The organism is Brevibacillus centrosporus, from assembly GCF_003710815.1.
In the GTDB taxonomy this organism is placed as follows: domain Bacteria; phylum Bacillota; class Bacilli; order Brevibacillales; family Brevibacillaceae; genus Brevibacillus; species Brevibacillus centrosporus.
This window is the reverse complement of sequence record NZ_RHHP01000007.1, coordinates 144,110-160,115: the sequence shown is the minus strand read 5'-3', so window position 1 is coordinate 160,115 and position 16,006 is coordinate 144,110. Positions and strand designations below refer to the sequence as shown.

General features: G+C 51.2%; 16 protein-coding genes. 2 read left to right on the top strand and 14 right to left on the bottom strand.

What is annotated here, in order from left to right; translation table 11 throughout:
* Positions 1-90: 90 nt before the first annotated feature.
* The 5 genes from EDM55_RS08895 to EDM55_RS08875 form a co-directional block, all read right to left on the bottom strand.
* A complete protein-coding gene (locus EDM55_RS08895; protein WP_141295175.1) occupies positions 91-915 on the bottom strand; it encodes a hypothetical protein in 825 nt (274 codons plus the stop codon).
* Between the two features lie 138 nt (positions 916-1,053).
* Positions 1,054-2,421, bottom strand: a complete 1,368-nt coding sequence (locus EDM55_RS08890) for a hypothetical protein (protein WP_246070864.1) — start codon at positions 2,419-2,421, stop codon at positions 1,054-1,056.
* A gap of 343 nt (positions 2,422-2,764) precedes the next feature.
* Positions 2,765-3,802 carry a DUF4367 domain-containing protein gene (locus EDM55_RS08885; RefSeq protein WP_122960119.1) on the bottom strand — a complete coding sequence of 346 codons (1,038 nt, stop codon included), beginning with the start codon at positions 3,800-3,802 and terminating at the stop codon, positions 2,765-2,767.
* Between the two features lie 248 nt (positions 3,803-4,050).
* Entirely contained in the window at positions 4,051-4,437 is a 387-nt protein-coding gene (gene acpS / locus EDM55_RS08880) for a holo-ACP synthase (RefSeq protein ID WP_122960118.1), read from the bottom strand.
* A gap of 145 nt (positions 4,438-4,582) precedes the next feature.
* Positions 4,583-4,750, bottom strand: coding sequence for a gamma-type small acid-soluble spore protein (locus EDM55_RS08875; RefSeq protein WP_092270910.1), 168 nt, complete (start codon positions 4,748-4,750; stop codon positions 4,583-4,585).
* A gap of 223 nt (positions 4,751-4,973) precedes the next feature.
* On the opposite strand from EDM55_RS08875, the gene EDM55_RS08870 reads away from it, so the two are divergent.
* A complete protein-coding gene (locus EDM55_RS08870) occupies positions 4,974-5,222 on the top strand; it encodes a glutaredoxin family protein (RefSeq protein ID WP_092270907.1) in 249 nt (82 codons plus the stop codon).
* Between the two features lie 135 nt (positions 5,223-5,357).
* Here EDM55_RS08870 and EDM55_RS08865 read toward each other — a convergent pair whose 3' ends face one another.
* The 6 genes from EDM55_RS08865 to pstB (EDM55_RS08840) form a co-directional block, all read right to left on the bottom strand.
* On the bottom strand, positions 5,358-5,693 hold the full coding sequence (locus tag EDM55_RS08865) for an ArsR/SmtB family transcription factor (protein ID WP_092270904.1): 336 nt from the start codon (positions 5,691-5,693) through the stop codon (positions 5,358-5,360).
* A 92-nt stretch (positions 5,694-5,785) separates the two neighbouring features.
* Positions 5,786-7,405: a GMC family oxidoreductase gene (locus EDM55_RS08860; RefSeq protein ID WP_092271061.1), complete on the bottom strand. Its 1,620-nt coding sequence runs from the start codon at positions 7,403-7,405 to the stop codon at positions 5,786-5,788.
* A 10-nt stretch (positions 7,406-7,415) separates the two neighbouring features.
* Positions 7,416-8,015, bottom strand: coding sequence for a gluconate 2-dehydrogenase subunit 3 family protein (locus EDM55_RS08855; protein ID WP_122960117.1), 600 nt, complete (start codon positions 8,013-8,015; stop codon positions 7,416-7,418).
* Positions 8,016-8,021: 6 nt separating this feature from the next.
* Positions 8,022-8,414, bottom strand: a complete 393-nt coding sequence (locus tag EDM55_RS08850; protein ID WP_092270898.1) for a hypothetical protein — start codon at positions 8,412-8,414, stop codon at positions 8,022-8,024.
* A 272-nt stretch (positions 8,415-8,686) separates the two neighbouring features.
* Positions 8,687-9,979: an arsenic transporter gene (locus tag EDM55_RS08845; RefSeq protein WP_122960116.1), complete on the bottom strand. Its 1,293-nt coding sequence runs from the start codon at positions 9,977-9,979 to the stop codon at positions 8,687-8,689.
* A 158-nt stretch (positions 9,980-10,137) separates the two neighbouring features.
* Positions 10,138-10,890 (bottom strand): phosphate ABC transporter ATP-binding protein PstB, encoded by a 753-nt coding sequence (pstB, locus tag EDM55_RS08840; protein WP_122925711.1) that lies wholly within the window; start codon positions 10,888-10,890, stop codon positions 10,138-10,140.
* Between the two features lie 210 nt (positions 10,891-11,100).
* On the opposite strand from pstB (EDM55_RS08840), the gene EDM55_RS08835 reads away from it, so the two are divergent.
* Positions 11,101-13,125, top strand: coding sequence for a methyl-accepting chemotaxis protein (locus EDM55_RS08835; protein WP_092270889.1), 2,025 nt, complete (start codon positions 11,101-11,103; stop codon positions 13,123-13,125).
* Between the two features lie 86 nt (positions 13,126-13,211).
* On the opposite strand, the gene pstB (EDM55_RS08830) is transcribed toward EDM55_RS08835, so the two are convergent.
* The 3 genes from pstB (EDM55_RS08830) to pstC are packed head-to-tail and all read right to left on the bottom strand — an operon-like array spanning position 13,212 to position 15,781.
* On the bottom strand, positions 13,212-13,985 hold the full coding sequence (gene pstB, locus EDM55_RS08830; RefSeq protein WP_092270886.1) for a phosphate ABC transporter ATP-binding protein PstB: 774 nt from the start codon (positions 13,983-13,985) through the stop codon (positions 13,212-13,214).
* A gap of 13 nt (positions 13,986-13,998) precedes the next feature.
* Positions 13,999-14,889: a phosphate ABC transporter permease PstA gene (pstA, locus tag EDM55_RS08825; protein ID WP_092270883.1), complete on the bottom strand. Its 891-nt coding sequence runs from the start codon at positions 14,887-14,889 to the stop codon at positions 13,999-14,001.
* Between the two features lies 1 nt (position 14,890).
* Positions 14,891-15,781 (bottom strand): phosphate ABC transporter permease subunit PstC, encoded by an 891-nt coding sequence (gene pstC, locus EDM55_RS08820; RefSeq protein WP_092271058.1) that lies wholly within the window; start codon positions 15,779-15,781, stop codon positions 14,891-14,893.
* Positions 15,782-16,006: the final 225 nt, after the last annotated feature.

The following is a 16,006-nucleotide window of genomic DNA, read 5'->3' as shown; positions in this document are numbered from 1 at the left end:
TTTTGTGTACATTCTTCTCTTGTACAAGACCTAGTTTACTTGGGCTTTCTTAGATTCCCGTTTGAGAAAAATGGAAAACTGAAGGGAAAGTTAATTTTGTTTTTCCATATTTCCACCTTGGGCAAAGGTACCCTCTACCATGCTTTTCACTCTTGCTTCCAGATCGGCACCGCGTTTGTCTGCTTCCTCTTGAGACAGTTTGCCGGAAGCTACCTCAGCGGCCAGCTGGTCCTTTTGCTGCTTGGTCAGCAGTGCCACTACTTCTTCTTTTGCCACTCCCTGCGCACTCGCCACATCCGCCAGCGTTTTGCCCGACTTGAGCTGCTCCTGCAGCTTGTCTGCATCCAGCTTGAGCAGGCTGGCGAGCTCCGCGTTCGAGTGAAGATTCACCACGAAGCCCATGCCCCCTCGCGCCTGTGCGGTGCGTTCGATCTGCTCCTTGATCCTCTCGCTCCCGTTCCCTTTCATGCTGTCTACCTGCTCTTGTGTCAGCTTGCCCGCCGATATGGCTTCTTTCCATTTCGCTTCCTGCTGCTTTACAAGCAGATCGATCACGCTATTTTCATCCACGCCTTGTGCTTTGGCCACCTCTGCCAGCGTCAGTCCCGCTTTGAGCTGTTCATCCAGCTTGGCCCCGTCGAGCTTCAAATGGGTCTGCAAGTCGGCATTATCCTTGTAGGTGATGCCGCCTCCGAATCCGCCGCGCTCCATTCTGCCTGCTCCTGGTCCTCCTCCGCTCCTGTCTCCCCCGTGCTTGCCTGCTGCGGCAGCCTGATCATTCTGGCCTGTTTCGGTGCCGCTCGCACTGTTCGAGCAGCCGATTGTTCCTAACGTGCACATTGCCACCACTGTTCCGAGCAGCATTCCCTTTTTCACATGACTGAGCATACGTCGTCCATCCTTCCATTGCCTCATTTCATTTGATCTTCCCGGCATTCGATACGTTACCGCGATTTTTTTAGATTTTCGTTTGAGCCAGATGGAAATTTGGAGGAAAAACAGACAGAAAGAAAAAGCAGAAGCTGATTTGCTCCTGCCTTTTCGTATTTTTGATTATTCTGCTGTCGTCTTCTCAGCCTTTGGTTGATGCTTGCTTTCTACCATTTTTTTCGCGAATGCCTCCAGCTCTTCGCTGCGCTTGTCCGCGTTCTCCTGCGTCAGCTTGCCTGCCTCTACTGCCTGTGCCAATTTATCTTTTTGCTGTTTGACGAGAAGCGCGACTACCTCATCCTCCGAAACTCCTTGCGCTTGTGCTACTTCCGCCAGTGATTTCCCAGCTTTCAGCTCTTCTGTCAGCTTCGCTTCGTCTAGCTTCAGCAGCGCGAGCAGGTCTTCGTTTTTACCGATCCCGAAGCCCAACCCTTTGCCGTGTCCACGATCCTGATGGGTGCTTTCTACCATTGCTTTTACTCGCTCGGATGCTTTTTCGTTCATTTGATCCGCTTGCTCCTGTGTCAGCTTGCCCGCTTTCACAGCCTCTGCCAGCTTTTCTTCCTGCTGTTTGACCAAGAGAGCCACAACGTCATCCACAGCTACTCCCTGTGCTTCTGCTACGGCAGCCAGCGATTTATCTGCTTTCAGCTGTTCCGAAAGCTTATCTGCATCCAGCTTCAAAAGGGACAGCAGCTCTTCGTTTTTGTCATAGGCAAATCCGAAGCCTTTAGCAAATCCCCGTGCTGGATGCGTGCTTTCGATTTGCTTTTTCACACGGTCTGCTGTGTTTTCATTCAGTTTGTCCGCTTGCTCCTGCGTGAGCTTCCCTGCTTTCACTGCTTCGGCCAGGTTCTCCTCATGCTGTTTCAGCAAGAGAGCAATCACGTTGTCTTCATCCACGCCCTGCGCTTCTGCGATCGCTGCCAGTGTTTTGCCCGCTTTGAGCTCTTCCGAAAGCTTGGCTGCATCCAATTTCAAGATGGACAGCAGCTCTTCATTTTTGTCATAGCCGCCAAACCTAAATCCACCTTTGTCCTTTTGGGTGTTCTCGAGCTGTGCTTTCACACGATCCGCGGCGTTTTCATTCATTTTATCCGCTTGCTCCTGTGTCAGCTTCCCTGCTTTCACAGCCTCTGTGAGCTTCTCTTGCTGTTGTTTGACCAGCAGTGCGATGACATCGGCTTCGTCCACGCCCTGTGCTTCCGCGATCTGCGCCAGTGTTTTGCCTGCTTTCAGCTCTTCGGAAAGCTTATCTGCATCCAAATTCAAGAGAGACAACAGCTCCGTGTTTTCCTTGAAGGAAGTCCCGAAGCCAACGCGGTGGTGCCCCATTTTGTCTCCAAATTTCACATCTGCTGGTTTATTCAAATTTTGTGTTTGCGTTTGCGTTTGTGTCGCATCGGCTGCAAAAGCACTTCCGAAGCTTCCGATGCTAAGTACAGCTGCCATCGTTCCTAAAAGCATACCCATTTTCGCTTTGCTAAACATATCGTCAATCCACCCTTTCATCGCTCGGTAAGTTTCTTGCACCTCTTTCGGTACAAGGCTAGTTTACTTGGGCTTTTTTAGATTTCCGTTTGAGAAAAGTGGAAATGTAACCGGAAAGTCATGGCGGGTATGTAGAAACGAGATCCAAAAGAAAACCTCTATCGATGCCTGTTCAAGGAGGAGCGACCGCGTTTTAGCGGATAGTTATACCGAAGTAATGCCAGAAGCGGACGCTGAGGCACTTCGTCATGCGCTCCAGAATTCATATGCGTAAACACTTATAAATTCCTATGCGTTCAGAAAAAAGTAAAGAGGACGGCAGTGACCGTCCCCTCTCCCCAGCTTATTTGCCGCCGATGCCGTACGTGGACTGGGCGACTTTCACCATCTCTTCTTCTGGCAGGTCTCCCGCCATCATAAACTCTACGCCGTCCAGCTCCCATGTGAGGTAGCGGCGATTGTCGTTCGTCTGTGCCAGGACGCCGATCGTAAAGCCCAGATCAATCGGCATGCCCTGCTCATAGGATACAGAAGCTTCTGTCGGACGCGCCTCGGTCAGCTTGTAGTTATAGGCTCCTTGGTAGCTGAGAACAACCGTACGCACTCCGTCCCTCGTCACAGGCTCGATGTCGCCTTGCTGTACGCCATCTGGAACGTAGGTCGGTACGATGACACCGAACTGACTGGACGGCACCTGTGCGACTTGCCCATTCGGCTGTGCCATAGTCGGGATCGAAGGCAGCGAACTCGTCGTCATATTGCGATCTTTGTCAAACGCATCCTTATCGAAGGATGGATTGAATACAAACTCAGAAAAGTCAATCTTCACCAACGGATTCATGCTCGAGTCCATAATCTCTGCGTGCGTAGGTTTGAAATCTTCCGTCAGCCAAATTTTTTGCTTGGTCAGGGAGCGATTGCCGCTGTAGTTTGCTTTGACCTCAAACACATACTGCTTGTCATCCATTTTCATCTGACGCTCAGCATCGTCAATGATGCTGCGGATGAGCGTTTCGTACAGGTAGAGCGGTCCGTTGTTTTCAGGCCAGCCGCTTTGGAAACGGAAGCTCTTGTTCAGATGTGGCGTGAGAACGAATACCCCTTCACTGTTCCGCAGGATAACCTGGGTGATGCCACGCTGCTTGGAGGTCAGTGCTACCCGATAATTGGTCGGTTTCTCGTACCATACCTGAACATCGTACTCCATGGGAGTCGAGCCAGTTTGCATGGTCAGCACTGCTTGAGACTTGTAGCCAGCCATTTTGTCCAGCGTACCGCTCAAGTCACTCACCACATCTTCGGGTGTTTTTTGACCAAAGCAGCCGCCGAGCAGCAGGGTGAAGACCAACAATAACACCAGTGGAAAAGCTGCCCGTTTCATTCAATGAACTCCTCCTTGTCAACATTTTCGACAAAGAAGGGCATCCCTGTCTATTTCCTGGGAAATCTGTCAGTCTTTCGCCTCTTGGAGCGCACATCTTGTCATGGACAGGCACAATCTTCTAGGTGAGGATGTGATATCGCTTGGATCGGCATCAAGACTTACCCTTCCTGTGTAAGAGCAGGTAGTCCCTCCTGATCTACGCGATATAAATGTATGTCCATCCTCGTCCCAATATGCAGACAAGTTTACAGCTTTTCCAATACAACCTGTGCAACCGCATGTGACTGGCTGTGGGTAATACTCAAATGGACTCTCACCTGTGCTGCGTCCAATCCCACCCTGCTGTATACGGCTGCGTCAAACGTCATCTCAGGCTTGCCGCCCGGGGCTGGCAATACCTCCATATCGAGAAAGCTGACTCCCTCTCCGATCCCGGTACCCAATGCTTTTGCACCTGCTTCTTTCGCTGCATACCGTCCTGCGACGAATTCCGTTTGTCTCGTCAGCGATTTGCCCGCAAGCAGCTCTTGCTCGCGAGGGGTGAGAAAACGGTTTAACGCTTTCGGCTGTCTTTTTAGCAGCTTGTCTATACGTTCGATTTCAATCATATCCAGTCCGATTCCTATAATCATTGTTCCATAACGCTCCTGTCTTCTTCTACTGCAGTCAACGTACCACTCCCCATCATTGTTGGCAAGCCACTTTGATGCCAACCCTTATTTACCTGAGTAACGAAAACAACCCCCGCATATCGCGAGGGTTGATTGCCGTGAGCTACTACTCAGTAGCTTGGCCAGCTTGTTGACCAGATTTCGCAGCGGATTGTTGGTTCTGACGGCGAACCTCAGACACGTTAGTCTCGCTTGCGAATTCAGTAGCTGTATTTTGCGCTGCTTGCGCGTTTTTCGCTTGATTCATACCAGCTTGTTTGTTTTGTTTAGGCATCGTTCCATTCACCTCCTCGACGTCACTGAATATAATTTGTACCGCTCCCCCCTCAGGTATCCGCCCCTGTTTTTTCCAGCCTACAGGAAAAAAAAGAACGAATATGTGCAAGCTAAGTGTACAGGACATCTGTGGAAGTGCCGACGCAGGCAGGAATTGTCCCGTAAAAGGCGAAAGAATGTTTTCGATTTCGATTCTACACGTTGGAAAGGAGTGTCGTCCCATGGCGAACACCGTTATCATTTACACACAAACAACCTGCGGACCATGTCAGGAGGAAAAGATGTGGCTCACCAGCCAGCAGGTTGCCTTCGAAGACAGAGACATTCGGAAAAACGATGCCTATTTTCAAGAAGCCATTAGCCTCGGTGCCAGCATGACGCCTGTTACTCTGATAAAAAAAGAGGATGGTGAGGATATCATCATTCACGGCTTCGACAAGGAAGCACTGAAAGAAGCTTTATCGTTGTAATTTCTAAAGGGGAGCGACCACACTCGGTGGTTTGCTCCTCTTTTACGTTCGCCTGTAAATTCTTCCTCAGTCCTTTGTTGATAAATAAAAAAAGCGCAGGATCGGGTAGATCCAACGCTTTCCAAAAAAGACCGATCAGCCGAAAGAAGGCTCGTTCTCGACTGATTTTTGTTTGATGACAGGCGACATGTCCGGTAGATGAGAAAGAATCTGCTGAACTGCTGGAGCGCACTCCGTATTAACTGAGTAGAAAACCCACGGTCCTTTACGGCGTTCTTTTACCAAACCATGTGTTTTTAACTTCGCTAAGTGCTGAGAAACAGAGGGTTGGGAAGTTTGCAGAATCTCCACGAGATCACGGACACACAAGGACTGAACTTGCAGGAGAGCCATGATCGTCAGTCGCGTCTTGTCACCAAGCAGCTTATAAACCTCGGACAAAAACAGTACCTGCATTAAATCCATTTCCATACTAACCCACCTTTGCCTTGCTTATCTGTTTCCCAGTATACAATATGTTTTGTTCGGTGGGGAAGATATGAACGTAAAAGTTCCGTGAAAGCTCATGAAAGATCCTGCCTTTTCATGGCTTCAATCAGCTTGTCCGCAGTGCGTGCAGCCAGCGCCATTACTGTGTTTGTCGGGTTGCTTGCCCCTGATGTTACGAAGGTCGATGCCCCCGCTATGAAAAGGTTGGAAATGTCGTGAGCTTGTCCAAATTCGTTGACGACCGAGCTCGCCGGGTCATTCCCCATCCGGCACCCCCCCATTAGATGAGCCGTATCTGAGACGACATGCTCCGGGGTTCCCCCCATCGCTTCCACAATCTGTTTCATTTGCCCAATCGCATGTTGATAGAGCAGACGGTCATTTTCCTGGTAGCTGAATGTAACCTTGGGAATCGGCATGCCATACTCGTCTTTTTCCCCGCTTAGCGTAACCGCATTGCCTGGATGAGGCAGCACTTCCCCTACCAGTGTCACACGTGCGTACATATTGTAATCCAGCATGGTTTCCCGCAGCTGTTTCCCCCATAAAAACGATCCATCCTCGCGCTCCGCCGCAATCGCCCCAGCCATCCCCACTGGCCTCGCACCGTGTGCATTCAGTGTATAGCCACGGGCAAAGCCTCTGTCGCGATCTGTTTCATAGAAATGCTGGGTCAACGCTAGAACAGGTGTCCCTTTGTACAGCCGAACCTCTTCGGGCAATCTGCCATACACATCGTGACTGGAGTGAGGCATAATCGCTTTTCCTACCCAGCCGCTGGAATTAGCCAGCCCGTTTGGAAAACGCGAGGTCGCAGAGTTCAGCAGCAGCCGCGGCGTCTCGATCACGAACCCGGCCAAAATGACGACACGTGCCATTTGGCGGTGCGTCAAACCATCGTGGTTGAAAAGAACACCACTCACCCGGTCTCCAGCCATCAAAATTTCCGTCACCATACAGTCAGACAGAACCTCTGCCCCCTCTGCAATAGCTTTGGGAATATGGTGAACCAACCCGCTGTATTTGGCATTCGGCATACAGCCTTGGTTGCAGAAGCCGCGGTTAATGCAGGGCGGTCGCCCATCAAATGGGGCAGACAGGATCGCAAGCGGCGCCACTACGCTCTCGTACCCCAGCTTTTCACAGGCTTCCCGGAATAGCTGGGAGTTGGCACTGATCGGCTCGCGCACCGGGTACGGATACGGCCCCTGAAAAGCGCCCCACGGAAAATAGGACGGGCCGGATACCGCAATTTCCCGCTCGATTTTGTCGTAGTACGGAGCGAGGTCCTGGTACGTGATTGGCCAATCCTCTCCTACCCCGTCCACCGACTTGGTCTTAAAATCACTTTCATGAAAACGGAGGAACACACCGGTAAAATGCACGGTCCCCCCTCCCACTCCACGGCCTGAATTGTTATGCCCAAGCCTGAGAGGATCCTTTCCCGTTACGAGCCGGGTCTCTTGCCAAGCCAGCCTGCGCATGGAAAGCTCATCACTGGCAAAATCGCTCTGCGGGTCCCAGAATGGCCCAGCCTCGATGACGACGACGCGCAATCCTGCTTTCGCCAGCTCATGGGCAAGTACGCCTCCTGCCGCTCCTGCACCGACAATGCACACATCGCATTCCTCTCCATATTTGCGGTTATCCAAGCTGCTCGAGCGATATCCGTCGTAATGATCGCTGTGGTGCATGACCCGGTCGTCACTTGCCATTTGCCTTCGCCTCCCATGGATCAGTCAAACCTTTCTCCACCCGGACGTACCCGCGTGGATACGCTGGACCGCCATAGCCGATATCGGACCAGACCAACGGGTGAGAATAATAAGCGGATACCGTATCGTGCAGAAGTTGTTTGAAAAAATCAGAAGGGACTACTCCCGCCCACGCTTGTGGATCCTTGGCCTGTCCTTTGGAAACAGCCTGCAAAACAGCCTGCTGCTCCTCGGGCCCAGCTCCCATGAAGCCTTTCCCATACATCGCGTGACTCTCCGCATCTACCCCTGCCAAGCCGAGTCGATACAGCTGTTTTTTCGGCGGTACCCCGACTTTTCGTTGTGACTCGCCGATGGGACTCGCTGCCGAATCATCCAGATGCTGCGTCACGAAGGTCAACACTTCCAGCCGATGCTCGTTGACCAGTACGCCGACAAGGGTTTGCAGGAGGAACGCTTCCTCTTTGGTAAAAAACTGATGGGCCACCTGCGGCGTTTTTCGGGAGCCTACGATTTTCTTGGTGTGACCGTCCCATTCCGTGTGCTGATCCCACACGTCATATGTCGGGTAGCGACTTTCCTCAGCCATTTACTGTCACCCCCAATACAGGGCAATAAGCCCCAGTGCTGCAACTGCCGTCATCAAGAGCGGCAAGATAATCGGCGGACCCACCTGGAAATTCTGACCTTGCGAAAACCCGCCAACGCGCTGCCCGACACCGACCGTATGCAAATAGGCTCCAAAGACTCCCCCTGCCATCCCTACGACCATCATGAATGCAAACAGCCACCGCAGCCATCCGGCATTTTGGAATGATAGGATAATAGCTGTCACCGCAAACAGCGGCAGCTCAATGACGGGCAGCCACATGGCCCAATGGCGGAAATTTTGACGGGAGTGAAACAGCGTGACCTGAACAGCAATCATGGCAAAAGCAAGTCCTGTAAACAAAATGAGGACACGTTCAATTGGCCAACCATGCCACATGGAAACTTCCTCCTTTACTGAGTTGCGCCTATTTTTTCCTTGGGTTGTGTTTCCTATTCTTGGGGGCGGGGGAGGAAAAAGAAGAAAAAAGCTGCGGCTAGTACGGACACTGCTTGGAAGATTCACTGGCCGGTTCCGTTCAAAAGAGGAACCGCGTCCAAAAGCAGCCTGCTCTGGACGCGTTCGCACGTTGGACGCTGACTGTTCCTCTTTTTGGCACTTCACCTCCGACAAACAAAAACCCGCTGACTCGTTTCGCCAGCGGGTTTGCTCTAGTAAAACCATTTCAATGTCAAGTACAGCCCAAGCAGGGTGATCAATAGAGTCGGCACGGTGAGGACGACTCCTGTTTTGAAATACTGCCACCACGTGATTTTGACGTCTTTTCTGCCGAGGACGTGGAGCCAGAGCAGGGTGGCCAGCGAACCGATCGGGGTGATTTTGGGGCCGAGGTCGCTGCCGATCACATTTGCGTATATCATCGCTTCACGCATCACGCCTTCTGCTCCCGTAGATCCGATCGCGAGGGCATGAAACATGACCGTCGGCAGGTTGTTCATCACAGAGGATAGGATCGCTGAAATGAAGCCCGCCCCGACCGTTACAGCTAATAGACCATGATCCATAAGCACATCCAGCAAATCCTTGACCAGATCCGTCAGCTTCGCATTGTGCAATCCCCAGACAACCACGTACATGCCAATCGAGAAGATGACGACGACCCACGGCGCTTCTTTGACGATGCGGCGCATTTGGATCACCGGACTGTTTTTGGCAGCCAGACAAAAGATGAGCGCGGCTCCCGTGATAATAAAGGACACAGGTACGTGAATCGTCTCGCTGAAAAAAAATCCGACCAGCAGCATAGCGAGAATTGGCCAGGACAATCGAAACAGCTTGAAGTCGCGAATCGCTTCTCTCGGACTTTTTAGCAGGTTCAAATCCACCTGAGCGGGAATGCTCTTGCGAAAGAAAAGAAACAGAACAGCAAGACTCGCACCTGCTGAAAACAGCGTTGGCAAAACCATCCGTGACACGTATTCGGCAAAGCCGATCCCAAAATAATCGGCGGACACGATGTTGACCAGGTTGCTCACTACGAATGGCAGCGAGCTCGTATCCGCAATAAAGCCACTGGCCATCACAAAAGCCAGCACCATCTTCGGATCGAGCTGTAGAGCTCGCACCTGCGCCAGTACGATTGGCGTCAAAATCAGTGCCGTCCCATCATTGGTAAACAGGGCGGAGACGATCGTTCCCAGTAATATCACGTAGACGAACATCAGGCGTCCGCTGCCTTTTGCCAATCTGGCCATGTGCAGAGCCGCCCACTCGAAGAACCCGATCTCATCTAAGATAAGAGAAATGATGATGATTCCAACCAGGGCGAAGGTTGCGTTCCAGACAATCGAGGTAACTTCCCCGACATCCGCAAATGACACCACTCCCGTCGCAAGAGCCAGGATCGCTCCCCCGACAGCAGGATAACCAATCGACATTCCGCGCGGCTGCCAAATGACTAAAGTCAGCGTTGCTAAAAAGATAAGAATTGAGATCCAGACCACTTACTATTTCCCCTCTGTTTCACTCTCTCGTTTCATTTCGGCCGTACCATTAGAAAACTTGGCTACATCAAGCCTTCTGGCGGGTCCTTAGTTGCCCTTATACTGAAAAAGAGCAGGCCCCAAAGAGCCCACTCTTCCTACCTTACTACAATTCACATTTATCCGAAACGTCCAGTAATGTAATCCTCTGTACGTTTGTCGCACGGATTTTGGAAAATCACAGGCGTCGCGTCAAACTCGACCAGCTCTCCATTGAGGAAAAAGGCCGTCCTGTCAGAGATGCGTGCCGCCTGCTGCATATTGTGCGTCACGATGACGATCGTGTAGATGCTCTTCAGCTCTTCCAGCAGCTCTTCGATTTTCGCCGTCGAGATGGGGTCGAGTGCCGATGTCGGTTCGTCCATCAGCAAAATTTGCGGCTGCACAGCCAAAGCGCGTGCAATGCACAGACGCTGCTGCTGCCCACCTGAAAGACCTGTCGCAGGTTTTTTCAGCACGTCTTTGACTTCATCCCACAGAGCGGAGGCCCGCAGACTGTTTTCCACGATTTCATCAAGCTTATACCGATCGGTCAGCCCATGCAGCTTGGGACCGTACGTGATGTTGTCATAAATGCTTTTCGGGAACGGGTTTGGGTGCTGAAACACCATCCCGATGTTTTTACGCAAGCGTTCTACCTCGACACCCGAGCTGTAGATGTCCTCGTCAAACACTTTTACGCTACCTGTAATCTTTGTATTGGCAACCGAATCGTTCATCCGGTTCAACGTCCTCAGAAAAGTGGATTTCCCACAACCAGATGGACCAATCAAGGCAGTGATGGAGTTTGGTTCCACATCGAGATTTATATCGTAGAGGGCCTGCTTATTACCGTAGAAGAGGTTTAACTCTCGAACTGCAATCACACTCATACGGTCTTCGCTCCTTCGTCAATGGCGTCATTCGTTACTCATTCACTATAGCTTGCCTTTGTTATGGCTATGTAAGGTCTTCATTAAGTTTTCTTAAAGATTTCAGCCCAGGTAAAGATCTGGTAAATATTACTGCCAAACCATATACGCTCTACCCGGCAAATCCTACAATAAGGCTGAACGTTTTGTCATATAAGGGGAGAGCACGTGATGCTGAGAAAAAAACGTAACGGCAATTCGTCTATTCATTACCGCTCCATCTTCACTCGGCTGTTTTTCGGAACAATGGCAATGGTCGTCGGCATGATGGCCATCGCAGCATTTTTTATCAGTTCTCAATCCGAAGCCATGCTGAATGAAAAAACTCGCCAGCAGTTGCTAGACGCCACCAACACCGCCATGCAGAAAGCCAGCAGTCGCGTTCATACCATCGAATCTGCCCTGCAATCCTTTGGTTCCTCGTACAAAAACAGCAAGCTGTCAAACGGCCAGATGTTTGGTATCCTGACCGACATCGTCACGGCCAACCCAACAATATCAGAAATCCAGGTAGCCAAAACCGATGGAAGTTACTTAACGTTTCCCGGATCCCCACTGTCGAGTGATTACGACCCGCGCAAAACGGACTGGTTTGCGGGAGCACTAGAAAAGAAATCGACCTTTGTTTCAGACGTCTTTCAGTTTTCCCAAACGGAGTTTCCCAAGATCGCCGTCTCCCTCCCACTGCTTAACGAGAATGAAGAGTCTGTCGGTGTGATTGTCGCGTTCCTCTCCGTTCCCAAGCTAAGTGAGTTCATCGGGGAGATCAGACTAGGTGACACCGGCTATGCCATGATCGTGGATCGACTGGGCAAGCTCGTTGCCCATCCGGACAAGACTTACGCACTCAAGCGACCCGCGATGGACCAGCTCAGCATCGTCAAAGATATGCTTTCCGGTCAAGCGGGCTTCGAACAAGTGACCCTGCAAGGAGCCGAGTACTACGGCGCCTACCAATTCGACAGCTCCCTCAAATGGGGAATGATCGTCGTCCAATCCGTCGCAGAGATAAAGCGCGAGGTCCACACTCTGCAGCTGACGATACTCGCTGTCTCAATCGTCGGAATCGCGGCACTGGCTGCCCTCCTCTACGTATTCGTCCGCAAGATTGTCACACCGGTGAAAGAAGTTCAACAAAAAATGTCGTCTTTCAGTAAGGGAGAACTATTCCAAACGATGCAAGTGCAGACCAATGATGAGATCCGCCAGCTTGCCGACAGCTTTAACAGCATGAGCAGCCAGATCCGGTCGATCATCGGCAAAATCCAGCACGTCATCGTAGACGTCAAGCAGGTGGCTCATCATGTCGGCAACGGTTCTCGCCATTCCCACGCGATGCAGAGCGAAGTCGTGGCTGTCTCGGAGCGTCTTTCACAGGAAATGGATCAACAGCAGCTGCAGATAGAGGGTATCCATACGACCATGTCCGGCATCACAGCGGAAATATCCCGGATCACGGAATCGATGGAAGCGGCCGTCCTGCAAAACCACGAATCCCGCAAGCAAAGCGTCAAAGCCTCTGCTTCTATCGATGCTTTAAAGGAAAACATGCAGAAGATTTCAGACGACATGAAATCCTCGCTGCATGCGATGTCTGCCATGAAGGATAGCATGGTGGATATCCGAGACATTCTCCACTTGATTTCGCAAATCTCCAAAAGAACCAAGCTGCTGTCCTTCAATGCTCGGATTGAAGCATCGCGTGCGGGTCAAGCCGGTTTGGGCTTTGGAGTCGTAGCAGATGAAATCCGACAGCTGTCCGAGCAAACGGAAGAAGCAACCGCACGTATTGAGCAAGTCATCCAATCCGGAGAATCACGCATGGAGCGCGTCTCGGATTGCTTGGAAATAACGGATCAGGCAACGATCAGCGGCATTCACACACTCCACCAGGCGACAGACATCTTTCAGCAAACGGTTCGGATCAGCGAAGCCATCACCACCCAATTTGAAACGATCCGTGAGCTCTCTGCTTCCATACACGTACAGAGTCAATCCATCCAGGAGAGAGTAGACACTCTTTCCTTGTCGGCACAGGAAGTCGTCTCTGGCACACAGCAGGCCGTTGCCTCCAATCAGGAAAGCCTGTCACTGTCCGAGCAGTTCCTGCATGATTCGGAACGTCTGGCGGGCATCATCGAAGATCTGGAACAGGAAATCCGCTTCTTCCGCACAGAGGAAAAAGCAACTGCCTGAGTATAGGAAAAACAGTATAGAAAAAACAGCTCCATCCACGAGCAAAAGATCGCTTGGGATGGAGCTGTTTTTTTGCCATTTGTTTCTTATCCAAAACGTCCGCTGATGTACGCCTCCGTTTTTTCATTTTCAGGTGAAGTGAATATTTTCGAAGTCTCATTCATTTCTACGAGCTCCCCTAGCAGGAAGAAAGCCGTTTTCTCGGAGATACGAGCTGCCTGGTGCAGGTTGTGCGTCACGATCACGATCGTGTACTCTTCCTTCAGCTGCATGACCAGCTCCTCGATCTTCATGGTGGAAATCGGATCGAGTGCTGAGGCTGGCTCATCCAATAGCAGGATCGTTGGCTGCATCGCGATCGCACGTGCGATGCACAGTCGCTGCTGCTGCCCACCGGACAGGGAGAGTGCCGAGTCCTTCAGCCGGTCCTTCACTTCATCCCACAAGGCTGCCTTGCGAAGGCTGCTTTCTACCAGGTCATCCAGCTCGCGTTTGTCTCTCATGCCGTGAAAGCGAGGAGCAAAGGCAATGTTCTCATAGATGGATTTGAAAAAAGGATTGGCACGCTGGAAAACCATTCCAACCACCTGGCGCAGCCCTTCGATATTGACCTGCTCGCTATTTATGTCGATGCCGTCTACCACAATCGAGCCTGTCACACGGCAAGACGGTACGAGGTCGTTCATTCGGTTCAAGCTGCGCAAAAGCGTCGACTTCCCGCATCCGGACGGACCGATAAAAGCTGTCACCGAGTTGCGCTCAATATCCATGTTAATATTGTTTACCGCACGCTTTTCTCCATAATAAACGGAAACATCGCGAGTTTGAATAATCGTATCTTGCATGGTGAGTACGGACATAGCTTCACCCTCCTTAGTTGGATCCCGACGTCATCTTTTTGTACACCCACGTGCCAAACCAACGCGCGGACAGGTTAAAGAGCAGGACCGCAATAATCAGAACGGCAGCAGCACCATCAGCAACATCACGCGCATCTGGCGTCAAGCCCTCGCTGTTTACTTTCCAAATATGCACCGCCAAAGTTTCTGCCGGACGGAAAGGATTCAGCGGCGAGGTTGGGCTGTTCCACGAAAAGTCGGTGAAATTCAAGTTAGGTGAAGACATCCCCGCTGTAAAGAGCAGGGCAGCTGCTTCCCCGAACACGCGGCCGGAAGCAAGGATCGCACCGGTGAGGATTCCTGGAAGTGCTGCTGGTAAAATAACGGATACGATCGTGCGCCATTTGGTAATCCCTAAAGCCAGACTCGCTTCCTTTTGGCTGCGAGGTACGTTGCGCAGGGCGTCCTCTGTCACGCGAACCAATAGCGGCAAGTTAAACACCGTCAGCGCCAATGCGCCGGAAAACAGGGTGTAGCCCCAGCCCGTCATGTTTACGAAAACGAGCAAGCCAAACAAACCAACAACAATAGACGGAAGCGACGACAATACTTCTATGCTCATCCGGATAAACTGGGTAAACTTGTTATCCGGTGCGTATTCAGCCATATAGATACCTGCCCCGATCCCGATCGGCAATGCGATCAGCATCGTCAAAACCAGCAAGTACAAGGAATTGAACAACTGTGGTCCAATCCCGCCCCCTGCATTCACAATGTCAGGAGGAGACGTGAGGAAGTCCAGATTGAGCTTGTGCCAGCCCTGGGTCAAAATAAAACCGAGCAGGCCAATCAGCGTACCGATGATCAAGATCGCAATCAGGGTGAGAATGACAGTAGCAGCACGGTCCATGACTCTTGCTCTCATTTTATTTCACCGCCCTTTTTCTACCGAGAAGTCTGAGGATCATGATGAAGATAAAGGACATCGCGAGAAGCAGCAAAGCCATTGACCAGAGCGCGTTGTTGTAAGGAGTTCCTTGGATCGTGTTCCCCATGTTCAGCGTAATTCCACTTGTCAGTGTGCTGATTGGGTCCAGGAGACCTCCTGGGAGCTTTGTCGTGTTACCAATGACCATCTGTACGGCCAGCGCTTCCCCAAAAGCACGAGCCATCCCCAATACCACCGCAGTCAAGCAGCCAGGCAGGGAGGAATGCAAAACTACATTCCAAATCGTTTGCCAACGAGTAGCTCCCAAAGCCAAGGACGCATTCCGCAAATCCTGTGGTACTGCCTCGATCGCATCAGTCGCTACACTCGTAATCGTAGGAAGAATCATCAACGCCAGTACCAGTCCCCCCGCCAGAAGGCTGAAGCCCAGTACGTCAAACTGTTCTCGAATGAATGGGACAAGCAAGCTAAGTCCAACATAACCGTAGACAACGGAAGGAATACCTACCAGAAGCTCGATAACAGGCTTCAGCACCTTTTTACCGAAGTTCGGGAAAATCTCTGTCATGAAAATTGCGGCTCCGATACCCAGTGGAGCAGCGATAATCGCCGCAAGCGTAGTAACCAGGAACGAGCCTAAGATGAAAGGAAAAACTCCGAATATGGCCGGTTCGCCCTCTGGATCCCATTTTACTTTTGTCAAAAATTCACTGATGCTTACTCCATTCACAAAGAACGTGGAAAGTCCTTTGGAAGCAATGAAATAGGTGATCGACAAGACAACAATGACCAGCAAAGCCGCACATACCATAGCCACGGTCCTACCGGTTACATTCTCTGTAAGCTGGCGTTTGTTGTACGTCAGCATTTTTCTCGCTATCAGAGATTGACGCTCGCTGTCAGACTTTTTGCCATTCACGACCTTTTTATCTACGATGATCGTTGACCCTTCACTACGACGGTTCATAATCTCCCTCCCTAGAAAAACCACTTTAGAAAACTTGGCTCCTCCAAGCTTTGTGGTGGAGCCTTAGTTGCAGTTGAATTGTAAAAAATTTTACTGTACAAGCAAAATGAGGGGTAAGCGCCCCCC